General features: G+C 65.4%; 13 protein-coding genes. 8 read left to right on the top strand and 5 right to left on the bottom strand.

Annotated features, from left to right (window positions below; all coding sequences use genetic code 11):
* Positions 1-70 precede the first annotated feature (70 nt).
* From recF to dnaA, 3 genes are all read right to left on the bottom strand, one after another.
* Positions 71-1165, bottom strand: coding sequence for a DNA replication/repair protein RecF (recF, locus tag ROV95_RS03055; RefSeq protein WP_134732187.1), 1095 nt, complete (start codon positions 1163-1165; stop codon positions 71-73).
* 981 nt (positions 1166-2146) lie between these two features.
* A complete protein-coding gene (dnaN, locus tag ROV95_RS03050; RefSeq protein ID WP_005411731.1) occupies positions 2147-3247 on the bottom strand; it encodes a DNA polymerase III subunit beta in 1101 nt (366 codons plus the stop codon).
* A 275-nt stretch (positions 3248-3522) separates the two neighbouring features.
* On the bottom strand, positions 3523-4854 hold the full coding sequence (gene dnaA, locus ROV95_RS03045) for a chromosomal replication initiator protein DnaA (protein WP_019658797.1): 1332 nt from the start codon (positions 4852-4854) through the stop codon (positions 3523-3525).
* 255 nt (positions 4855-5109) lie between these two features.
* On the opposite strand from dnaA, the gene rpmH reads away from it, so the two are divergent.
* The 6 genes from rpmH to ROV95_RS03015 all read left to right on the top strand — a co-directional run bounded on the left by rpmH (position 5110) and on the right by ROV95_RS03015 (position 12818).
* Positions 5110-5250, top strand: coding sequence for a 50S ribosomal protein L34 (gene rpmH, locus ROV95_RS03040; RefSeq protein ID WP_005411729.1), 141 nt, complete (start codon positions 5110-5112; stop codon positions 5248-5250).
* 5 nt (positions 5251-5255) lie between these two features.
* Positions 5256-5750, top strand: coding sequence for a ribonuclease P protein component (gene rnpA, locus ROV95_RS03035; RefSeq protein WP_021203275.1), 495 nt, complete (start codon positions 5256-5258; stop codon positions 5748-5750).
* Positions 5750-7465: a membrane protein insertase YidC gene (gene yidC, locus ROV95_RS03030; RefSeq protein WP_312542903.1), complete on the top strand. Its 1716-nt coding sequence runs from the start codon at positions 5750-5752 to the stop codon at positions 7463-7465. Before rnpA ends, yidC begins: the two co-directional genes overlap by 1 nt.
* 115 nt (positions 7466-7580) lie before the next feature.
* Positions 7581-10253: a polysaccharide deacetylase family protein gene (locus tag ROV95_RS03025; RefSeq protein ID WP_312542901.1), complete on the top strand. Its 2673-nt coding sequence runs from the start codon at positions 7581-7583 to the stop codon at positions 10251-10253.
* Between the two features lie 3 nt (positions 10254-10256).
* Positions 10257-11606 (top strand): tRNA uridine-5-carboxymethylaminomethyl(34) synthesis GTPase MnmE, encoded by a 1350-nt coding sequence (mnmE, locus tag ROV95_RS03020; RefSeq protein ID WP_312542899.1) that lies wholly within the window; start codon positions 10257-10259, stop codon positions 11604-11606.
* Positions 11607-11711: 105 nt separating this feature from the next.
* Positions 11712-12818 (top strand): glycerophosphodiester phosphodiesterase, encoded by a 1107-nt coding sequence (locus ROV95_RS03015; RefSeq protein WP_312542897.1) that lies wholly within the window; start codon positions 11712-11714, stop codon positions 12816-12818.
* Between the two features lie 94 nt (positions 12819-12912).
* Here ROV95_RS03015 and ROV95_RS03010 read toward each other — a convergent pair whose 3' ends face one another.
* Positions 12913-13683 carry a rhomboid family intramembrane serine protease gene (locus ROV95_RS03010; protein ID WP_312542895.1) on the bottom strand — a complete coding sequence of 257 codons (771 nt, stop codon included), beginning with the start codon at positions 13681-13683 and terminating at the stop codon, positions 12913-12915.
* A gap of 93 nt (positions 13684-13776) precedes the next feature.
* Positions 13777-14739 carry a TerC family protein gene (locus ROV95_RS03005; protein WP_019658790.1) on the bottom strand — a complete coding sequence of 321 codons (963 nt, stop codon included), beginning with the start codon at positions 14737-14739 and terminating at the stop codon, positions 13777-13779.
* A gap of 293 nt (positions 14740-15032) precedes the next feature.
* On the opposite strand from ROV95_RS03005, the gene ROV95_RS03000 reads away from it, so the two are divergent.
* The gene (locus ROV95_RS03000) at positions 15033-16202 is read left to right on the top strand and encodes a class I SAM-dependent rRNA methyltransferase (protein WP_312542893.1); all 1170 of its coding nucleotides are present in this window, start codon (positions 15033-15035) and stop codon (positions 16200-16202) included.
* A 135-nt stretch (positions 16203-16337) separates the two neighbouring features.
* A complete protein-coding gene (locus ROV95_RS02995; protein ID WP_019658788.1) occupies positions 16338-17579 on the top strand; it encodes a dipeptidase in 1242 nt (413 codons plus the stop codon).
* Positions 17580-17583 lie beyond the last annotated feature (4 nt).

Raw genomic sequence — 17583 nt, 5'->3', positions numbered from 1 at the left:
GGTGTGCCGAGAATGAAAGGATTCCAACCCGAATTATACCAGCCGGGGTCGAGCGGCCCTGGTGTGCCCACTATGGCACAGCCACGATCTGTGCATGTTCCACGTGGAACCGGGCAATATGGGTCAGCTCCTGCAGCGCTGCCGGGGTTTCGGTAGCAGTGACAAAGATCTGTGCCGGTCCGCTGAGCAGGCGCTCCAGTACCCGCGCCTGGTGGGTCCGATCCAGCTCCGAAGCCAGATCGTCGAGGGCAATCACCGGCCACTCGCCGCGCTGCTCTGCGTAGTCCTCGGCCTGTGCCAGCAGGCACGCCAATGCCGTCAGCTTGGCCTGGCCGCGAGAGAGCGCGTCACGACCGGGAATGCTGTGGAAATCCACGCTCCAATCGGCCCGGTGCGGCCCGACCGAGGTGTAACCGGCCTGGCGGTCACGTTCCCGTGCCAGAAGCAGGGCATCGGCCAGAGGAAGCTCATGCCGACGCCACCCCGCACTGAGTTCCAGGCCCTGGATGCCGAGCTGCGGCGCCAGGCTGGCAGCCAGCGCCACGGTGCGCTGCTGCAAGCGCTCCAGGTAGTGCTGGCGACGGCTGGTCAGAGGCTCTCCGGCCTCCGCGAGCTCATGATCCCAGGTATCGAGCATCCGTGGCGGCCCGCCTTGCTTGAGCAGGGCGTTGCGCTGCTTCAGCGCACGCGAATAGCGGCGCCACAGGGACAGGAAATCAGGTTCCACGTGGAACAAGCCCCAATCGAGGAAACGGCGACGGGGTTCACCGCCTCCACTGACCAGCGCGTGGCTGCCGGGCTCGAACGTCACGACGGCCAGCGCTGCGCATAGATTGCCCAACTGGGCCACGTCCTCACCGTCCAATCGTCCCTTCCAGTCCTGGCCACTGTGGCGCAGGCCGGCCTTCCGGCGGTGCGGCGGGTGGTTCGCGCGTTGTTCGTCCCATTCGACGAAGATTTCCAGGGCTTCCTGGCCCTGGCGCACCAGACCATCGCGTACCCGGCCTCGGAAGCTCCGCCCATACGCCATCAGATGCAGGGCTTCGAGCACGCTGGTCTTGCCGGCACCGTTGTCACCGGTCAGCAGGTTCAATCCCGGCTGGGGCGACAGGTCCACCGCACTGAAGCGACGCAGTTGATGCAAGGCGAGGCGGCGGATCTGCATGGGGCGCGAAAGACCATCCGCACGAGGCGGTAGAGGGGCAGGGAATCCATCAGCTTACTGCATCGGTCAAGCCGGGCGCGGTGGCAGGCCGGTCGAGCCGAAGGTGCAGCTTCTGCACCCATCGATGGACGCGTTCCACGTGGAATGCGGATGACGCGCTCGCACGTTCCGGGCTGCAAAGGCCCGAAATTTCTTCAAATCTGCGCGAGGTTCCAGCGTCCAGGCCCTCGGATTTCGCCGATTTCGCGAGCACTGCAGGGCCACCCGCTGGACACCTCGCGGGTGGCTCCGACGGATGACCCCGCCGATTCCTTCAAATCTGCGATCCGATGCCTTGGAGGGTTCCACAGATTTCAAGAAATTCAGGACGCTCGTTCCACGCTGTCCACAGCAGGGATGTATGACTTACACACAAGGTATGGGCAATCTGTGGATAAAAAAGCCCTTTTGTTAAGCGCTCAAAACTATCCACAGGTTCCCCCCCAGCCCGAGGACCCTCTATACAGGGGGTTTCAGACTCATAAACCCCTTTAAAAACAAATAGATAGTACATTTTTCCACGAAATCTGGCTCTACCATCACCACCACGCTTTAGATTTATACCCAGATTTAGAAGCCAGGATTTGCCCAAATTGCCCCCGAGCCGGTCTGTGGACAGTGCTGTTTGCAGAAGCGGAGGACCCCCTCCAGGAAGAGGATCTGCTGCTTCCAGCAGTGAAGATCAGAACAGCGAAGTGGGATATGCGAAGAACTCGCTGCCAGAACCCCAAAAACATGGAGCCCGACGAACACTGCAAGGCGCCCCCCCCCAAGGTCCTGGATCCTGAGTTGCTTCGAGCAAGCGAGATCGAGTTGGTCTGAAGCCAAGCAGGGCGCGTCCGGACTTTCTCCGATCTGTTTCGACAATGCTCCACGTGGAACATAAAAAAACGCCCGGGGGGTCCCGGGCGCTTCTGGGTTCCACGTGAAACAGCGTTTCCGTCAGAGACGCAGCGGCATCACCACGTGGCGCGACTTCTCGCTGCTGGACTCACGCACCAGCGCCGAGGAGTTGGAGTCGCGCAGCTGGATGATCACTTCCTCGTCGCGCAGGGCGGAGAGGGCATCCAACAGGTAGTTCACGTTGAAGCCGATGGCCAGATCGCTGACCGTGGTGTCGGCCTCGATCTCTTCCTGGGCTTCTTCCTGTTCCGGATTGTGCGCGCTGATCTTCAGGTTGCCCGGCGAGACTTCCACGCGAATGCCGCGGTACTTCTCGTTGGACAGGATCGCAGCGCGCTGCAGCGAGGCACGCAGTGCTTCACGATCAACCTTCACTTCGCGGTCGGCGCCGATCGGGATCACCGCTTCGTAGTCCGGGAAACGGCCATCGATCAGCTTCGAAGTGAAGGTGACATCGTCGCGCTTGACGCGGACGTGGCTACGGCCAACTTCCAGCTCGATCTCGCGATCGCCGCTTTCCAGCAGGCGCTGCAGCTCGGTGACGCCCTTGCGCGGCACGATGATCTGGCGCTTGGAACCGCTGGGCTTGGCCAGGTCGGTTTCGCAAAGGGCCAGGCGATGACCGTCGGTGGCGACGGTGCGCAGCGCATCGCCGCGCAGGTCGAACAGCAGGCCGTTGAGGTAGTAGCGCACGTCCTGCTGGGCCATCGCGAACGCGGTGCGCTCGATCAGCTCCTTCAGGGTTGCTTCGCCGATGGCCACGCGCTCGGTGGCTTCCACCTCGTCCACCGACGGGAAGTCATTGGACGGCAGGGTGGCCAGGGTGAAGCGGCTGCGACCGGCCTGCACGGTGATCTTGTCACCGGTCTGCGAGACGGTGATCCGGCTGCCGTCGGGCAGGGCGCGGATGATCTCGAACAGTTTGCGGGCGGGAATGGTGGTTTCGCCGTCCTGGGCATCTTCAACCGCGATCCGCGACACCATCTCCACTTCCAGGTCGGTACCGGTCAGCGACAGCTGGCCGTTCTGCACCTGGACCAGGAAATTGGCCAGAACCGGAAGGGTCTGGCGGCGTTCGACCACGTTGACGACCTGTGCCAACGGCTTGAGAAAGGCTTCGCGCTGCAGTGTGAAACGCATGTGGTTCCGTGCCCCTATGCTTTAAAAAATGTGGAATAAATCAAAAGCTTGGTGGTGCTGGTAGAGACAGAATCGCTGGAAAAGAACGCTAAGTCTTTGTAAATAAAAGAGTTTCTGGACTCGAAACCCTCTGTATTACCGACCCCCAGAGGGTGGGGAAAGTTGTGGATAACTCCAGCGCGATTTCAAACGCCATTTTTATCCACAACGTGTCCCGCGCTTGCTACCGGATTCTGCACCGTTTTGTGCGATGACGCCTCATCGGCATCCGTGCATCATTCGCTCAGCTTCCGGATCAGCTTGTCCCAGTCCTCGCGAAGCTTGCCGTCGGTTTCCATCAGGGTCCGGATCTGGCGGCAGGCATGCAGCACCGTGGTGTGATCGCGACCGGCAAAGGCGTCGCCGATCTCGGGCAGGCTGTGCTCGGTCAGTTCCTTGGTCAGGGCCATGGCGACCTGGCGCGGGCGGGCCAGCGAGCGGGTCCGACGCTTCGACAGCAGGTCCTTGATCTGCAGGCCGTAGTAGTCGGCAACGGTTTTCTGGATGTTGGGAATGCTGATCGCCTGCTGCTGGGCGCGCAGCAGGTCGCGCAGGGTTTCCTGGGCGAATTCGGTGGTGATCGCGCGGCCGGTGAAGTTGGCGCGGGCGGTCAGGGTATTGAGCGCACCTTCGAGGTCGCGCACGTTGGAGCGCATCTTCTTGGCGATCAGGAACGCAACATCATCGGGAATCTCGGCGCCACGTTCGCGCGCCTTGGCCAGCACGATCGCGGCGCGGGTCTCGAAGTCCGGCGGTTCGATCGCGACCGACAGGCCCCAGGCAAGCCGCGACTTCAGGCGCGCTTCCAGGCCTTCGACCTCGCGCGGATAGCGGTCGCAGGTCAGGATGATCTGCTGCTTGCCATCGAACAACGCGTTGAAGGTGTGGAAGAACTCTTCCTGGGTGCGGTCCTTGCCGGCGAAGAACTGGATGTCATCGATCAGCAGCGCGTCGACCTGCTGGAACTGGCGCTTGAACTGATCCATGGTCTTTTCCTGCAGGGCCCGGATCATCGCGCTGAAGAACTGTTCCGAACGCAGGTACAGCACCTTCGCGCCCGGATTGGCCTGGCGCATGGCGTTGCCGGCGGCGAACATCAGGTGGGTCTTGCCCAGCCCGGTGCCTCCGTACAGCAGCAGCGGGTTGTGCGCGCGGTCGCCCGGCTTCTGCGCTGCCTGGAAGGCGGCGGCCAGGCCCAGCTGGTTGCTGCGGCCTTCGACGAAGTTGGCGAAGGTGTAGTGATTGTCCAGATTGCCGGCAAACGGCACCTGCGGTTCGCTGGACACAGGCGCCGACGAAGTGGAAACCGGCGCGTTCTGCGTCTCCACAGGGCGCGGGCGCGAGCCGATTTCAAGAAAAACGTCGCTGAAACCGGCGAAGTGAGCCAGCAGTTCGCGGATCCGGGCCAGGTACAGCTCGCGGACCTGGTCGACGATGAAGGCATTGGGTGCATACAGCACCAGGCTGTCCACGCGCAGATCGGCCTGCAGCGGCTTCAACCAGGTATGAACGTCTTCCGGCGGGAACTCCGCTTCGAGGCGCTCGAGACTACGGGACCAGGCATCCATCAGCAATAATCGTCCGGTGGCCGGTGCATGGACGCGACAAGGCGCCCAGACACAGGCCGGAAAGGGGGGAAATGGATGGCTCAGACTACCACCGAGCGCCCGCCTTCGGAATGCTTGTCCCCTACTTATTCACAAAAACATCCACAGCTATTGCACAGCCCGGTGAATTCGCGTAGTCCCCAGGGGTTGACGTGAGGGGGGAGACCTCTCTAGAATTTCCGGTTCTTTCCGTCCCATTCATACGAGAGGCCCCCAATGGCCACGAAGCGCACCTACCAGCCCAGCAACCTCAAGCGTAAGCGCGACCACGGCTTCCGTGCCCGTATGAAGACCGCTGACGGCCGCAAGATCCTGTCGCGTCGCCGCGCCAAGGGCCGCAAAGTCCTGAGCGCCTGATTGCCATGCCGCACATCGCGGCAGACGCAATCCCTTCGACAGTGAATACTGCAGACCCGCGCAAGCGATTCCCTCGCTCTGCGCGGGTTCGCACGCGTGCCGAATACTCAACGGTCTTCAACGGCGCCCGCCGTGTGTCCGATCCGCTGATGACCCTGCACTGGCTGCCGGCTGACCGGCCGGCCAGGCTGGGTCTGGCGGTTTCCCGCAAGGTCGATCCGAACGCCGTCGGGCGTAACCGGATCAAGCGCGTCCTGCGCGACATCCTGCGTCAGACACGTACCGACATCCAGCCAGGCGACTTTGTCGTCGTGGCTCGTAGTGCTGCGCGTTCCGCCAGCAACGACGAGATCCGCCAGGCCTTCCTGCGCCTGCTGCGTCGCCTGCGTGCATTGCCCACGCCGGGCGTGGACGGCACAATGCCGCCGCCTGATGGCATCGCAACTCCTTCTTTGACCGAGCCGGCATCGCGTCCCGGCCCCGCCGAGCCTGTCCGCTGATGAACCAGACCCGCGTATTCCTCATTTTTGCCTGGCTGATGGTGGCCGTGCTGCTGTGGATGGAGTGGAGCCGTGAAAAGGCTGCTCCGACCCCGGCACCAACCACCACGTCGGCCCCGGCCGCCGCACAGAGTGTTCCGGGCGCGAACCCCGGCGCCATCCCCAGCGCCCAGGTGCCGGGCGCCCCCGGCCAGGCCGCCGCACAGACCCAGGCCAGCGCTACCCCGGCCAGCCAGCGCGTGACGGTCACCACCGACGTGCTGCGCCTGGTGCTCGACGGCGGCCGCGTGCTCGACGCCGAGCTGCTGCAGTTCCCGCAGACCAAGGACGAAGGCAGTCCGCCGGTCCGCCTGCTGACCGAAGACCCCGCCCACCCGTACAGCGCGATCAGTGGCTGGGCCAGCGAAGACAAGAACACCCCGGTTCCCGGCGCCGACGGCTTCAAGCTGGTGGGTGACACCACCGACTTCGTGCTGGCCAAAGGCCAGAACGAACTGCAGATCCCGTTCGTGTGGACCGCCGACAACGGCGTGACCATCAAGCGCACCCTGACCGTCTCGCGCAACGAGTACGCCGTGCGCTTCAAGGACGAAGTCAGCAACGCCGGCACCGCGCCGTGGAACGGCTACGTCTATCGCACCCTGGACCGCACCCCGACCATCCTGTCGCGGAGCATGACCAACCCGGATTCCTTCAGCTTCAACGGTGCCACCTGGTACGACAATGACAAGAAGTACCAGCGTCGTGCGTTCAAGGACTACCTGGAAGACGGCACGCTGAACCAGAACATCACCGGCGGCTGGCTGGCGATGCTGCAGCACCACTTCTTCACCGCCTGGATCCCGCAGAAGGACCAGACCGCACACTACGTGCTCTCGCAGGTGGCCGGTCGTGACCTGATCGAAGCGCGTGGCCCGGCCTTCACCGTGGCGCCGGGCCAGTCGACCAGCACCGAAGCCCGCCTGTGGGTCGGCCCGAAGCTGGTCAACCTGATCGCCAAGGAAGATGTGCCGGGCCTGGACCGCGTGGTCGACTACAGCCGCTTCTCGATGATGGCGGTGATCGGCCAGGGCCTGTTCTGGGTGCTCAACCAGGTGCACAAGCTGGTCGGCAACTGGGGCTGGGCGATCGTCGGGCTGGTGGTGCTGCTGAAGCTGGTGCTGTACCCGCTGTCGGCAACCCAGTACAAGAGCGGCGCCAAGATGCGTCGTTTCCAGCCGCGCATCGCGCAGCTGAAGGAACGCTATGGCGATGACCGCCAGAAGTTCCAGACCGCGATGATGGAGCTGTACAAGAAGGAAAAGATCAATCCGATGGGCGGCTGCCTGCCGATCCTCATCCAGATGCCGATCTTCTTCGCCCTGTACTGGGTGCTGGTGGAATCGGTCGAACTGCGCCAGGCGCCCTGGTTCGGCTGGATCCAGGACCTGACCGCACGCGACCCGTACTTCATCCTGCCGGTCATCAACGTGGCAGTGATGTGGTTCACCCAGAAGCTGACCCCGGCACCGGGCATGGACCCGATGCAGCAGAAGATGATGCAGTTCATGCCGCTGGTGTTCGGCGTCATGATGGCCTTCATGCCGTCCGGCCTGGTCCTGTACTGGGTGGTCAACGGCGGCCTGGGCCTGCTGCAGCAGTGGTGGATGACCAAGCGCCATGGCGGCGAGCTGGTCCCGGCCACCACCGCTCCGGCCCCGGTCAAGAAGAAGTAATCGGTAGAGCCGGCCGCTGGCCGGCTGACCCCAGCAAAAGCCCGCCGCAAGGCGGGCTTTTCGCATGCGGCGGTAGAATCGCCGGCACATCGTCCCTCCCGCCCTCGAGTCCGCCATGCCGCGTGCGTCGTCGTTCCGCCTGTTCCTGCCCTCGCTGTTGTTGACCCTGGTCGTTGCCGGTTGTGGCGACAAGGATGCGAAGGCGCCGGCGACCACCGTCACCCAGGCGAGCGCGCAGGCCGCGACCGCCGCCGATCCCGCGGCCGCACCGATGCTGGTGGCCCTGCAGAAACAGCTCGACGGTTACCGCCGGATCATCGTGCTGCTGGCAGACGAGGAACAGCAGTCGGCCGCCGACCGCGGCACCTCCACGCGTGTGGGCCAGCAGCTGTTCCACGATGGCCTGGAACAGCGCACGGCGATCGCCGCGCAGTTCGACACCCTGCTGCGCGGCTCCAGCCCGCAGCGCTTCGCCACCCTCGGCACCGTGCTGGACTACATCGAGTCGGCGCCGGAACTGTTCGACGCCGACCGCCTGGCCTTCCGCGAAGTACTGCGTGATCTGCATGAGCGGGTCAGCACCGATTCCTCGCTGCCGGCGGTGAAGCTGCACCAGCGCATCGGCGAGGACCTGGAGGCGCTCGATGAGATCGAGCGCAACTACAACCAGGAACTGACCCGCATCTTCAGCCGCTTCGAGCGCACCCGCGCCATCGCGCTGAAGCGCGAGAAGTGGGAGGACTACATCGCCCACCTGCACAAGGACTACAGCCGCGAAGCGATCCTGCGCGACTACGGCGTGATCGAGCCGTATCCGATGTCGATGAAGGACAGCGACCGCGAGATCTTCGGCCGCGACCTGCCGGCCAAGACCGTGGTGCTGACTTTCGACGACGGTCCGCACAAGGCCTATACCGATGAAGTGGTGGCCATCCTCAAGCGCTATGACGTGCCGGGTGTCTTCTTCGAAGTGGGCCGCAACCTGGGCAAGGTCGAGGCCGACGGCAAGGTCAGCCTCGGCCCGATGGCGAAGATCAGCCGCAACCTGATGGAAGAAGGCTATGCGGTCGGCAACCACAGCCTGACCCACGCCCAACTGTCGCGCACCACCGGTGACGCGCTGCGCCAGCAGGTGCTCGACACCGACACGCTGCTGAAGGATGTCGACAGCAAGCGCGCGCCGCTGTTCCGCTTCCCCTATGGCGCGCGCAACGCCGAAGGCCTGCAGCTGCTCAACGAGGCCGGACTGAAGTCGATCATGTGGAACATCGATTCGATGGACTGGGCCGACCCGGTGCCGGAATCGATCGTGCAGCGCGTGCTCGACCAGGTGAACAAGGAACAGCGCGGCATCATCCTGTTCCATGACATCCACGATCGTGCGGTAAAGGCGCTGCCGCAGATCCTCGACCGGCTGATCGCCGATGGCTACCAGTTCGCCGGCTGGAATGGCCGGGACTTCACGGTCGCCCGTGCGCGCAAGGGTGACGCCAGCGCCGCCACCGTCACCACCGGCTACGAGAAGTCGTGGGCGATCGTGGTCGGCATCGACAACTACGCCAAGTGGCCGAAGCTGGAATACGCCAGCCACGACGCGCAGGCGGTGGCCGATACCCTGACCGGGCAGTTCGGCTTCCCGTCCTCGCAGGTGATCGTGCTGAAGAACGAGCAGGCCACCCGCAACAACATCCTGGCCGCCTTCCACGACCGCCTGGCCGATGACCGCACTGGCAGGAACGACCGCGTGTTCGTGTTCTTCGCCGGCCACGGCGCGACCCGCCAGCTCGCCTCAGGGCGCGACCTCGGCTACATCATCCCGGTTGATTCGGACCCGAAGGAATTCGCTACCGATGCCATCGCGATGACCGATATCCAGAACATCGCCGAGAGCATGCAGGCCAAGCACGTGATGTTCGTGATGGATGCCTGCTACAGCGGCCTGGGCCTGACCCGTGGCGGCCCGTCGTCGTCGTCGTTCCTGCGCGAGAACGCGCGTCGCAGCGCGCGGCAGATGCTGACCGCCGGTGGCGCCGACCAGCAGGTGGCCGATGCCGGCCCCAACGGCCACTCGGTGTTCACCTGGGTGCTGCTGCAGGCGCTGGCCGGCAAGGGTGACCTCAACGGCGACGGCCTGATCACCGGTACTGAACTGGCCGCCTACGTGGCGCCGGCCGTCTCGGCCGTTTCGCACCAGACGCCGGCCTTCGGCAGCCTGCCCGGTTCGCAGGGCGGCGAGTTCGTGCTCCAGGTGCCGGACAGCCAGGAATTCCTCAACGCCGATACGCGCCAGCTGACCGCCGATGCAATCGCACTGAACAACAAGGTGGATGCCGCCAGCGAGGCCAAGGGCAGCCAGGCGCCGGTGACGGTGGCTGACCTGCAGGGCGGCAAGGCCAAGCTGGTAGTGCCCTCCGCCGGCCCGGCGTCCGACCGCCAGCGCGCGCAGCAGGCCAACGACCGTGGCCTGCAGCTGTACCGCGAGAAGCAGTACGACGAGGCAGTCGCGCAGTTCACCGAAGCACTGAAGCTGCGTCCGGACTTTGCCCAGGCCGCCAACAACCTCGGTTTCGTCTACTACCGCCAGCAGCGCTATGCCGAAGCGGCGCGCTGGCTGGAGAACACGCTGAAGATCGACCCATCGCGCGCCGTGGCCTATCTCAACCTGGGTGATGCCTACTTCAACGCCGGCGACAAGGCCAAGGCGAAGCAGGCCTACACCACCTACCTGGCGCTGCAGCCGCAGGGCAGCGGTGCCGCGCAGGCACGCACGCAGCTGGAGAAGCTCTGAGCCATGAACGACGCGATCCGCACCGACACCATTGTGGCCATCGCCAGTGCCCCCGGCGCGGGCGGTGTCGGCCTGGTGCGCCTGTCCGGTCCGCGCGCAGCGGCCATCGCCAACGCGTTGGGTGCGCCTGCACTGCGCCCGCGCCATGCGCACTATGCGCGCCTGCGCGACGCCGATGGCGAGGTCATCGACGATGGCATCGTGCTGTGGTTCCCGGCACCGAACAGCTTCACCGGCGAAGAGGTGGTGGAACTGCAGGGCCATGGCAGCCCGGTGCTGCTGCAGCAACTGGTCGCGCGCTGCATCGCGCTCGGCGCGCGCCAGGCGCGGCCGGGCGAGTTCAGCGAACGCGCGTTCCTCAACGGCAAGCTCGACCTGGCCCAGGCCGAAGCCATCGCCGACCTGATCGCGGCCGGCGACAACCGCGCGGCGCGCGCGGCACGTCGCTCGCTGGACGGCGTGTTCTCGCGCCGCATCGACGCCGTGATCGAGCAGCTGGTGCTGCTGCGCATCCACGTGGAAGCGGCCATCGACTTCGCCGACGAACCGCTGGATACGCTCGGCGGCGCGCAGGTGCGGCGAGGGCTGGAACAGGCGCGCAGCGACCTGGCCCTGCTGCGCCGCGACGCCGAACGTGGCCGTCGCCTGCGCGATGGCCTGCATGCGGTGCTGATAGGTCCGCCGAACGCCGGCAAGAGTTCACTGCTCAACGCGCTGGCCGGCAGCGAACGCGCCATCGTCACCGACATCGCCGGTACCACCCGCGACACTCTGCGCGAGACCATCCGCCTGGACGGCCTGGAGCTGACCCTGGTCGACACCGCCGGCCTGCGCGACGGCGGTGACGCCATCGAACGCGAAGGCATGCGCCGCGCCCACGTGGAAATCGAGCGCACCGACCTGGCGCTGATCGTGCTGGATGCGCGCGATCCGGCGGCCGGCGAAGCGGCGCTGGGCGAGGCCGTGGCGGCGGTGCCGCACAAGGTCTACATCCACAACAAGTCGGACCTGCTGGAGGCGTTGCCGTCGCTGGACGATCCGGACCGCGTGTTCGTTTCGGCCGCCACCGGCGCCGGGCTCGACGATCTGCATGCGCGTCTGCGTTCGATTGCTTCGGCCGGGGCAGGGGAGCAGGTGGATGGCGAGTTCTCCGCGCGCACGCGGCATGTGGATGCAATCGAGCGTGCGCAGGAGCACGCGCAGCGCGCCGACGGCGAGCTGGCGCAGGAGCACCTGGAACTGGCCGCCGAAGAGCTGCGGCTGGCGCATGACGCGCTGGGCGAGATCACCGGGCAGATGAGTGCGGATGATCTGCTGGGAAGGATCTTCTCCAGTTTCTGCATCGGCAAGTAACTATACAGCCGAGTCCATGCTCGGCTGTACAGGTGCGGGCTTCCCCCACCTGTCACATTGCCGCCGCATACTGACGCCCATCACATACCGCTTGGGGAAGTCGCAGTGAAGTCGTGGGGTTGTGCGTTGCTGTTGTCGCTGGCCGTGGCACCATCGGTGGCCATGAGTGCTGAATCCTCCACCCCGGCCGCGCACAAGGTGTCGGTCTATGGCCATCGCGGGGCGAGCGCGTTGCTGCCCGAGCACACCCTGGCCGCCTATGCGCAGGCGATCGCCGATGGCGCCGACTACATCGAGCCGGACCTGGTGATGACCAGGGACGGAATGATGGTGGCCCGCCACGAGAACGAGATCAGCGGCACCACTGATGTGGCCTCGCATCCGGAGTTCGCCAGCCGCCGCACCAGCAAGGTCATCGACGGGCAGAAGGTCGACGGCTGGTTCACCGAAGACTTCACCCTGGCCGAGCTGAAGACCCTGTACGCGCGCGAGCGCCTGCCGGAACTGCGCAGCACCGCCTATGACGGCCAGTTCCGCATCGCCAGCCTGGACGAGATCCTCGCATTCCTTGTCCAGCAGGCCGGGCGTGCCAACCGTGGCATCGGCCTGGTGCCGGAGATCAAGCACCCGACCTACTTCCAGTCGATCGGCTTGCCGATGGAAGACAAGCTCCTGACCGCGCTGCGTGGCAATGCCTATACCAACGTCGGCCCGGTCACCATCCAGTCGTTCGAGACCGCCAACCTGCGCTACCTGCGCGGCAAGATCCCGCGCGGCAGCAACATCCGCCTGCTGCAACTGCTGTGGAAGGGCGGCACCCAGCCGGCCGACATCGCCAAGGCCGGTGGCACGCTGACCTACGCGCAGATGATGACCCCGGCCGGACTGAAGGACATCGCCAGCTACGCCGACGGCATCGGCCCGGAACTGCGCTCGATCATTCCGCTGGATGCCAAGGGCGCACTGGGCACGCCGACCACGCTGGTGCGCGATGCGCATGCGGTGGGCCTGATGGTGATTCCGTACACCTTCCGGCCGGAGAACCACTTCCAGGCCAGCAACCTGCGCAAGGGCGCCGACACCGCGCGCAATCCCGAAGGTTCGATTGCCGAGATGCACGCCTATCTGGCGACCGGCATCGATGCGTTCTTCACCGATGATCCGGCGCTGGGCCGGCAGGCGGTGGATGGCATGGGCGCGGCGGGGAACTGATTCTCCCGGTAGTGCCGGCCGCTGGCCGGCAACCTCATGAACCTTCGGTGGGAATTCCCGGGTTGCCGGCCAGCGGCCGGCACTACCCCACCTCTCAACCGCGCGGTTCGTCCGGCCGGCGGAACGGAATCACCACGTAGTCCTGGCCCTCGCGCGGCTGCCACAGCACCGGCACGCGCTGTGGCGACGGCGGCTCCAGCTCGTCGTCGGCCAGCGGTTCTGCCTCGTCTTCTTCGTCTTCCCAGCTGTAGCGCGGGCGCGGCGGCAGCGGGTCGGCGTTGCGGAACAGCAGCGCGGCGATGATGCCGGCGAAGGCGCCGCCCATGTGCGACTGCCAGGACACGCCATCGGCGTGTGGCAGGATGGTCATCAGCATGCCGCCGTAGAACAGCATGCCGATCAGGCCGGTGGCGATGCCGGTGCGGTCGCGGCGCAGCAGGCCCAGGCTGGCCAGCAGGAACATCAGGCCGTGGGTCACGCCGCTGGCGCCCAGGTGCACGCTGCCCGGATTGCCCAGCATCCACGCGCCGATGCCCGAGCCCAGCCACAGCAGGGGCAGGGCGCGTACGGTTGCTTTCGGGTAGACACTTCCAGCCAGCGTGCCCAGGATCAGGATCGCGATGCTGTTGGCGGCGATATGCTCGACCGAGGCATGCAGCATCGGCCCACCGATCAGGCCAAGCAGGCCCTTGGCTTCCAGCGGTGCGACCGCCCACGGCCGCCAGTCGAAGGTGCCCTGCAGGGCGAACACGGCCACCAGCACCAGCACAGCGGCAAGGCTGAGATTGAACGCCCGCAGGATGCGCGAGCGGTCATCGCGAGGGGCCGGCACGTCGCCGGCGGGCAGGGGCGCGTTGTTGTCCATACCTCAGCAATGGCGGTGACTGGCGCGAAACCAAGGCCACCGCTGCGGGAGAGTGGGTGCGGCTGGCGGGACAATCCCGCCGGCCGGCCATGATCAGGCGTGGCCGGAGCCTTCCTTCGGCGGGTACTTCAGGCTCAGTACCACGGTGGCGGCGATGATGACCGCGACCACGCCCAGCGACACCGGGGTCGGGATCTTGAACAGGTCGATGATCATCATCTTGATGCCGATGAAGCCCAGCACCAGCGCCAGGCCATACGGCAGCAGGTGGAAGCGGTCGGCCATGCCGGCCAGCAGGAAGAACATCGCGCGCAGGCCCAGCACCGCGAACACGTTGGAGGTGAGCACGATGAACGGGTCGGTGGTGATCGCGAAGATCGCCGGGATGCTGTCCACCGCGAAGATCACGTCGGTGACCGCGATCAGGATCAGCACCGCGAACAGCGGGGTGAACCAGCGCACGCCGTCGCGCTTCACGCTCAGCGCGTTGCCGGCGTAGTCGGGCAGCAGGCGCAGGTGCTTGCGCATCCAGCGCAGGGCCGGGTTGGTCTCCAGGTCCGGCTCCTGGCCGGCGGCAAACCACATTTTCCAACCGGTGAAGAGCAGGAAAGCACCGAATACGTAGAGCAGCCAATGGAACTGGCTGATCAGCACGCTGCCGGCGAAGATCATGATCGTACGCAGCACGATCGCACCCAGGATGCCGATGATCAGCACCTTCTGGCGCTGCTCATCCGGCACCGCGAAGTAGCTCATGATCATCAGGAACACGAAGATGTTGTCGACCGCCAGCGCCTTCTCGACCAGGTAGCCGGTCAGGAATTCGAGGCCGACCTTGTTCGCTACCACCTGGCCGGCGGTCTCATTCAGGTAGTACCAGAGGCCGGCATTGAACAGCAGGGCCAGCGCGACCCAGCCGATGGACCACCACAGGGCCTCCTTGAAGGTGACCTTGTGCGGTCCACCATGGCGCATCAACACGAGGTCGACCAGCAGGGCGATGACCACCACCGCTGCGAAGCCGCCCCACAACCACACGTTACCGATCGTCTGCATTGGGAATGTCCGTTGGAAAGATGAATGCCAGGCCGGACGGCGAGGATCTGCAACGGAGGATCGGGAGGGGGATCCAGGGACAGAGCTTCGCCAGTACGGCGAAGGTCTCGCTCGCAGTTCCAGTCGGCTGGAACTGCCGTTGCACCGGAGCCTGCGGGCTCGAAATGACGGCGACAACGTCTGGGAGCTACTCCCCTTCTGCTGCCGATTCTGCGGCCTGGCCGGGCCGCCGTCAAATGCCGCGCCGGGCCCTGGATTTCCGGCCCCCGGTGCCCCCCGGCTACAATGACCGGATGAATACCCCCCCTCCGATTGTCCGCCTCAAGAATGCGTGGCGTTCCAGCCACCCGTGGATCTTCCAGAAACTGGTCGAGAAGCCGACCGTCCGGCCCAAGCCCGGTTCCATCGTCGACGTGGTCGGCATCGATGGCGAGTTCATTGGCCGCGGGTTCTACAACGGGCACTCGCGCATTGCCGTGCGCATCCTTGAGACCGACCAGAACGTGCCGGTCGATGCCGGCTGGTTCTCGCGCAAGATCGCCCAGGCGGTGTCGCTGCGCCGTGAGGTGCTGAAGCTCGACGCGGTCTCCGACGCCTGGCGCGTGGTGCACAGCGAAGGCGACGGCCTGTCCGGCCTGGTGGTGGATCGCTACGGCGACCTGGTGGTGGTCGAGTTCTTCGCCGCCGGCATGTTCCGCCACCGCGAATGGATCTACGACGCCCTGCGCGAGCAGTTCCCGGGCTGCCGTTTCCACAGCTTCGCCGACGAACACGTGCAGAAGCAGGAGAGCTTCGACTTCCACGGCAACACCACCACCGAAGCGGCGGTGATCACCGAGTACGGCATCAAGTTCCGCGCCGACCCGGCCGGTGCACACAAGACCGGCTTCTTCGCCGACCAGCGCGAGAACCGCGAGTGGCTGAGCCAGCAGGTGGAAGGCAAGAGCGTTCTGGACCTGTGCTGCAACACCGGTGGCTTCGCCGTGTACGCAGCAGCGCGTGGTGCCTCGGAAGTGGTCGGCATCGACATTGATGAGGACGTCATCCAGATCGCCAAGGGCAATTCGCGCCTGAACAACGTGCGCCCGAAGTTCATCCAGTCCGATATCTTCCCGTGGCTGCGCGACGCCGCCAACCGCGGTGAGCAGTACGACGTGGTGATCCTGGACCCGGCGAAGATGACCCGCGACCGCGACCAGGTCATCACCGCACTGAAGAAGTACCTGGACATGAACAAGCTGGCGCTTGGCGTGGTGAAGCCGGGCGGCCTGTTCGCCACGTTTTCCTGCACCGGCCTGGTGGCCGAGGACCAGTTCCTCGACATGCTGCGCCGCGCGGCCTATTTCTCCGGCCGCACGATCCAGATCCTGAAGGTCGCCGGCGCCGGCCCGGACCATCCGTTCATGGCCCACGTGCAGGAATCGCGTTACCTCAAGGCCGTGTTCTGCCGCGTGGTGGATTGACCGCGTGACTGCCGATCTCTGTAGAGCCGAGCCCACGCTCGGCTGATCTGTCTGGCAGCCGAGCCCATGCCCGGCGCTACAAAACGGGGGGCCACAGCGCTATGGTCGGGCTCTTCCCAACACCGGTGAGAGCCCATGCCATCGTTGCGCCACCTGTCCTTCGTGCTTGCCGTGGCGCTGTGCGCGCCACTGTCCGCCCACGCCATCGAGTTCAGCACGCAGGAGCTGGCCCGCGCCAAGGCCCTGCAGCAGCGCCTGGTCACGCTCGACAGCCATCTGGATACGCCGGCCAATTTCGGCCGCACCGGCTTCGACATCGAACAGCGCCACGACCGCAACGCACTCTCGCAGGTGGACTACCCGCGCATGGTCGAAGGCGCGCTGGACGGCGGGTTCTGGGCGATCTACACCGACCAGGGCGACCGCAGCCCCGCCGCTCACCTGGCCGAACGTGACCACGGGTTGCAGCGGTTGCTGGAAATACGCGAGATGCTGGCCGCCAACCCCGAGCGGTTCGCGCTGGCACTGACCGCCGATGACGCGGCGCGGATCAAGGCGGCCGGCAAGCGTGTGGTCTACATCAGCATGGAAAACGCCAGCCCGCTGGTGGCCGATCCCAGCCTGCTCTCGTTCTACCACCGCGCCGGCCTGCGCCTGCTCAGCACCGTGCACTTTGCCAACAACGAGTTCGCCGATTCGGCCACCGATCCCAAGGGTGCGGAATGGAAAGGACTTAGCCCGGCCGGCAAGGAGCTGGTGCGGCAGGCGGTGAAGCTGGGCATCGTGATCGACCAGTCACATGCATCGGATGCGGTGTTCGACGATCTGCTGGCAATGATGCCGGTACCATTCGTGCTGTCGCACAGCTCGGCCAAGGCGGTCTACGACCACCCGCGCAATCTCGACGACGCGCGCCTGCGCAAGCTGGCCAAAGCCGGCGGCGTGATCCAGGTGAACGCCTATGGCGGCTACCTGATCGACACCGCGAAGACGCCCGAGCGCAAACAGGCCGAGGAAGCGCTGAGCAAGCAGCTGGGCGGCTGGGAAGGCATGGGCATCGAACAAGGCGTTGCCCTGCTGAAGGCCGAACAGGCACTGGACCACGAGCACCCGGTGCGGCACGCCAGCCTGGACGACTTCTTCGCCCACTTCGACCACATCCTCACGGTGGTCGGCCCTGAGCACGCGGGCATCGGCCTGGACTGGGATGGTGGTGGCGGACTGAGTGACCTGCCCGATGTCAGCCAGCTGCCGAAGATCACCGCGTGGCTGCTGCGCAAGGGCTATACCGAGAAGCAGATCGCCGGCATCTGGGGCGGCAACCTGCTGCGGGTGATGCGCCAGGCGCAGGACTACGCCGCAAAGCAGGGCGGTTGAAACG

Source organism: Stenotrophomonas maltophilia group sp. msm1 (genome assembly GCF_032025805.1).
Classification (GTDB): Bacteria; Pseudomonadota; Gammaproteobacteria; order Xanthomonadales; family Xanthomonadaceae; genus Stenotrophomonas; species Stenotrophomonas hibiscicola.
This window is presented reverse-complemented; position numbering and strand designations above follow the sequence as displayed.

Coding starts and splice junctions, on each gene's coding strand:
- recF (WP_134732187.1), bottom strand. CDS start 1,165: ATGCAGATCCGCCGCCTCGCCTTGCATCAACTGCGTCGCTTCAGTGCG.
- dnaN (WP_005411731.1), bottom strand. CDS start 3,247: ATGCGTTTCACACTGCAGCGCGAAGCCTTTCTCAAGCCGTTGGCACAG.
- dnaA (WP_019658797.1), bottom strand. CDS start 4,854: ATGGATGCCTGGTCCCGTAGTCTCGAGCGCCTCGAAGCGGAGTTCCCG.
- rpmH (WP_005411729.1), top strand. CDS start 5,110: ATGGCCACGAAGCGCACCTACCAGCCCAGCAACCTCAAGCGTAAGCGC.
- rnpA (WP_021203275.1), top strand. CDS start 5,256: ATGCCGCACATCGCGGCAGACGCAATCCCTTCGACAGTGAATACTGCA.
- yidC (WP_312542903.1), top strand. CDS start 5,750: ATGAACCAGACCCGCGTATTCCTCATTTTTGCCTGGCTGATGGTGGCC.
- ROV95_RS03025 (WP_312542901.1), top strand. CDS start 7,581: ATGCCGCGTGCGTCGTCGTTCCGCCTGTTCCTGCCCTCGCTGTTGTTG.
- mnmE (WP_312542899.1), top strand. CDS start 10,257: ATGAACGACGCGATCCGCACCGACACCATTGTGGCCATCGCCAGTGCC.
- ROV95_RS03010 (WP_312542895.1), bottom strand. CDS start 13,683: ATGGACAACAACGCGCCCCTGCCCGCCGGCGACGTGCCGGCCCCTCGC.
- ROV95_RS03005 (WP_019658790.1), bottom strand. CDS start 14,739: ATGCAGACGATCGGTAACGTGTGGTTGTGGGGCGGCTTCGCAGCGGTG.
- ROV95_RS03000 (WP_312542893.1), top strand. CDS start 15,033: ATGAATACCCCCCCTCCGATTGTCCGCCTCAAGAATGCGTGGCGTTCC.
- ROV95_RS02995 (WP_019658788.1), top strand. CDS start 16,338: ATGCCATCGTTGCGCCACCTGTCCTTCGTGCTTGCCGTGGCGCTGTGC.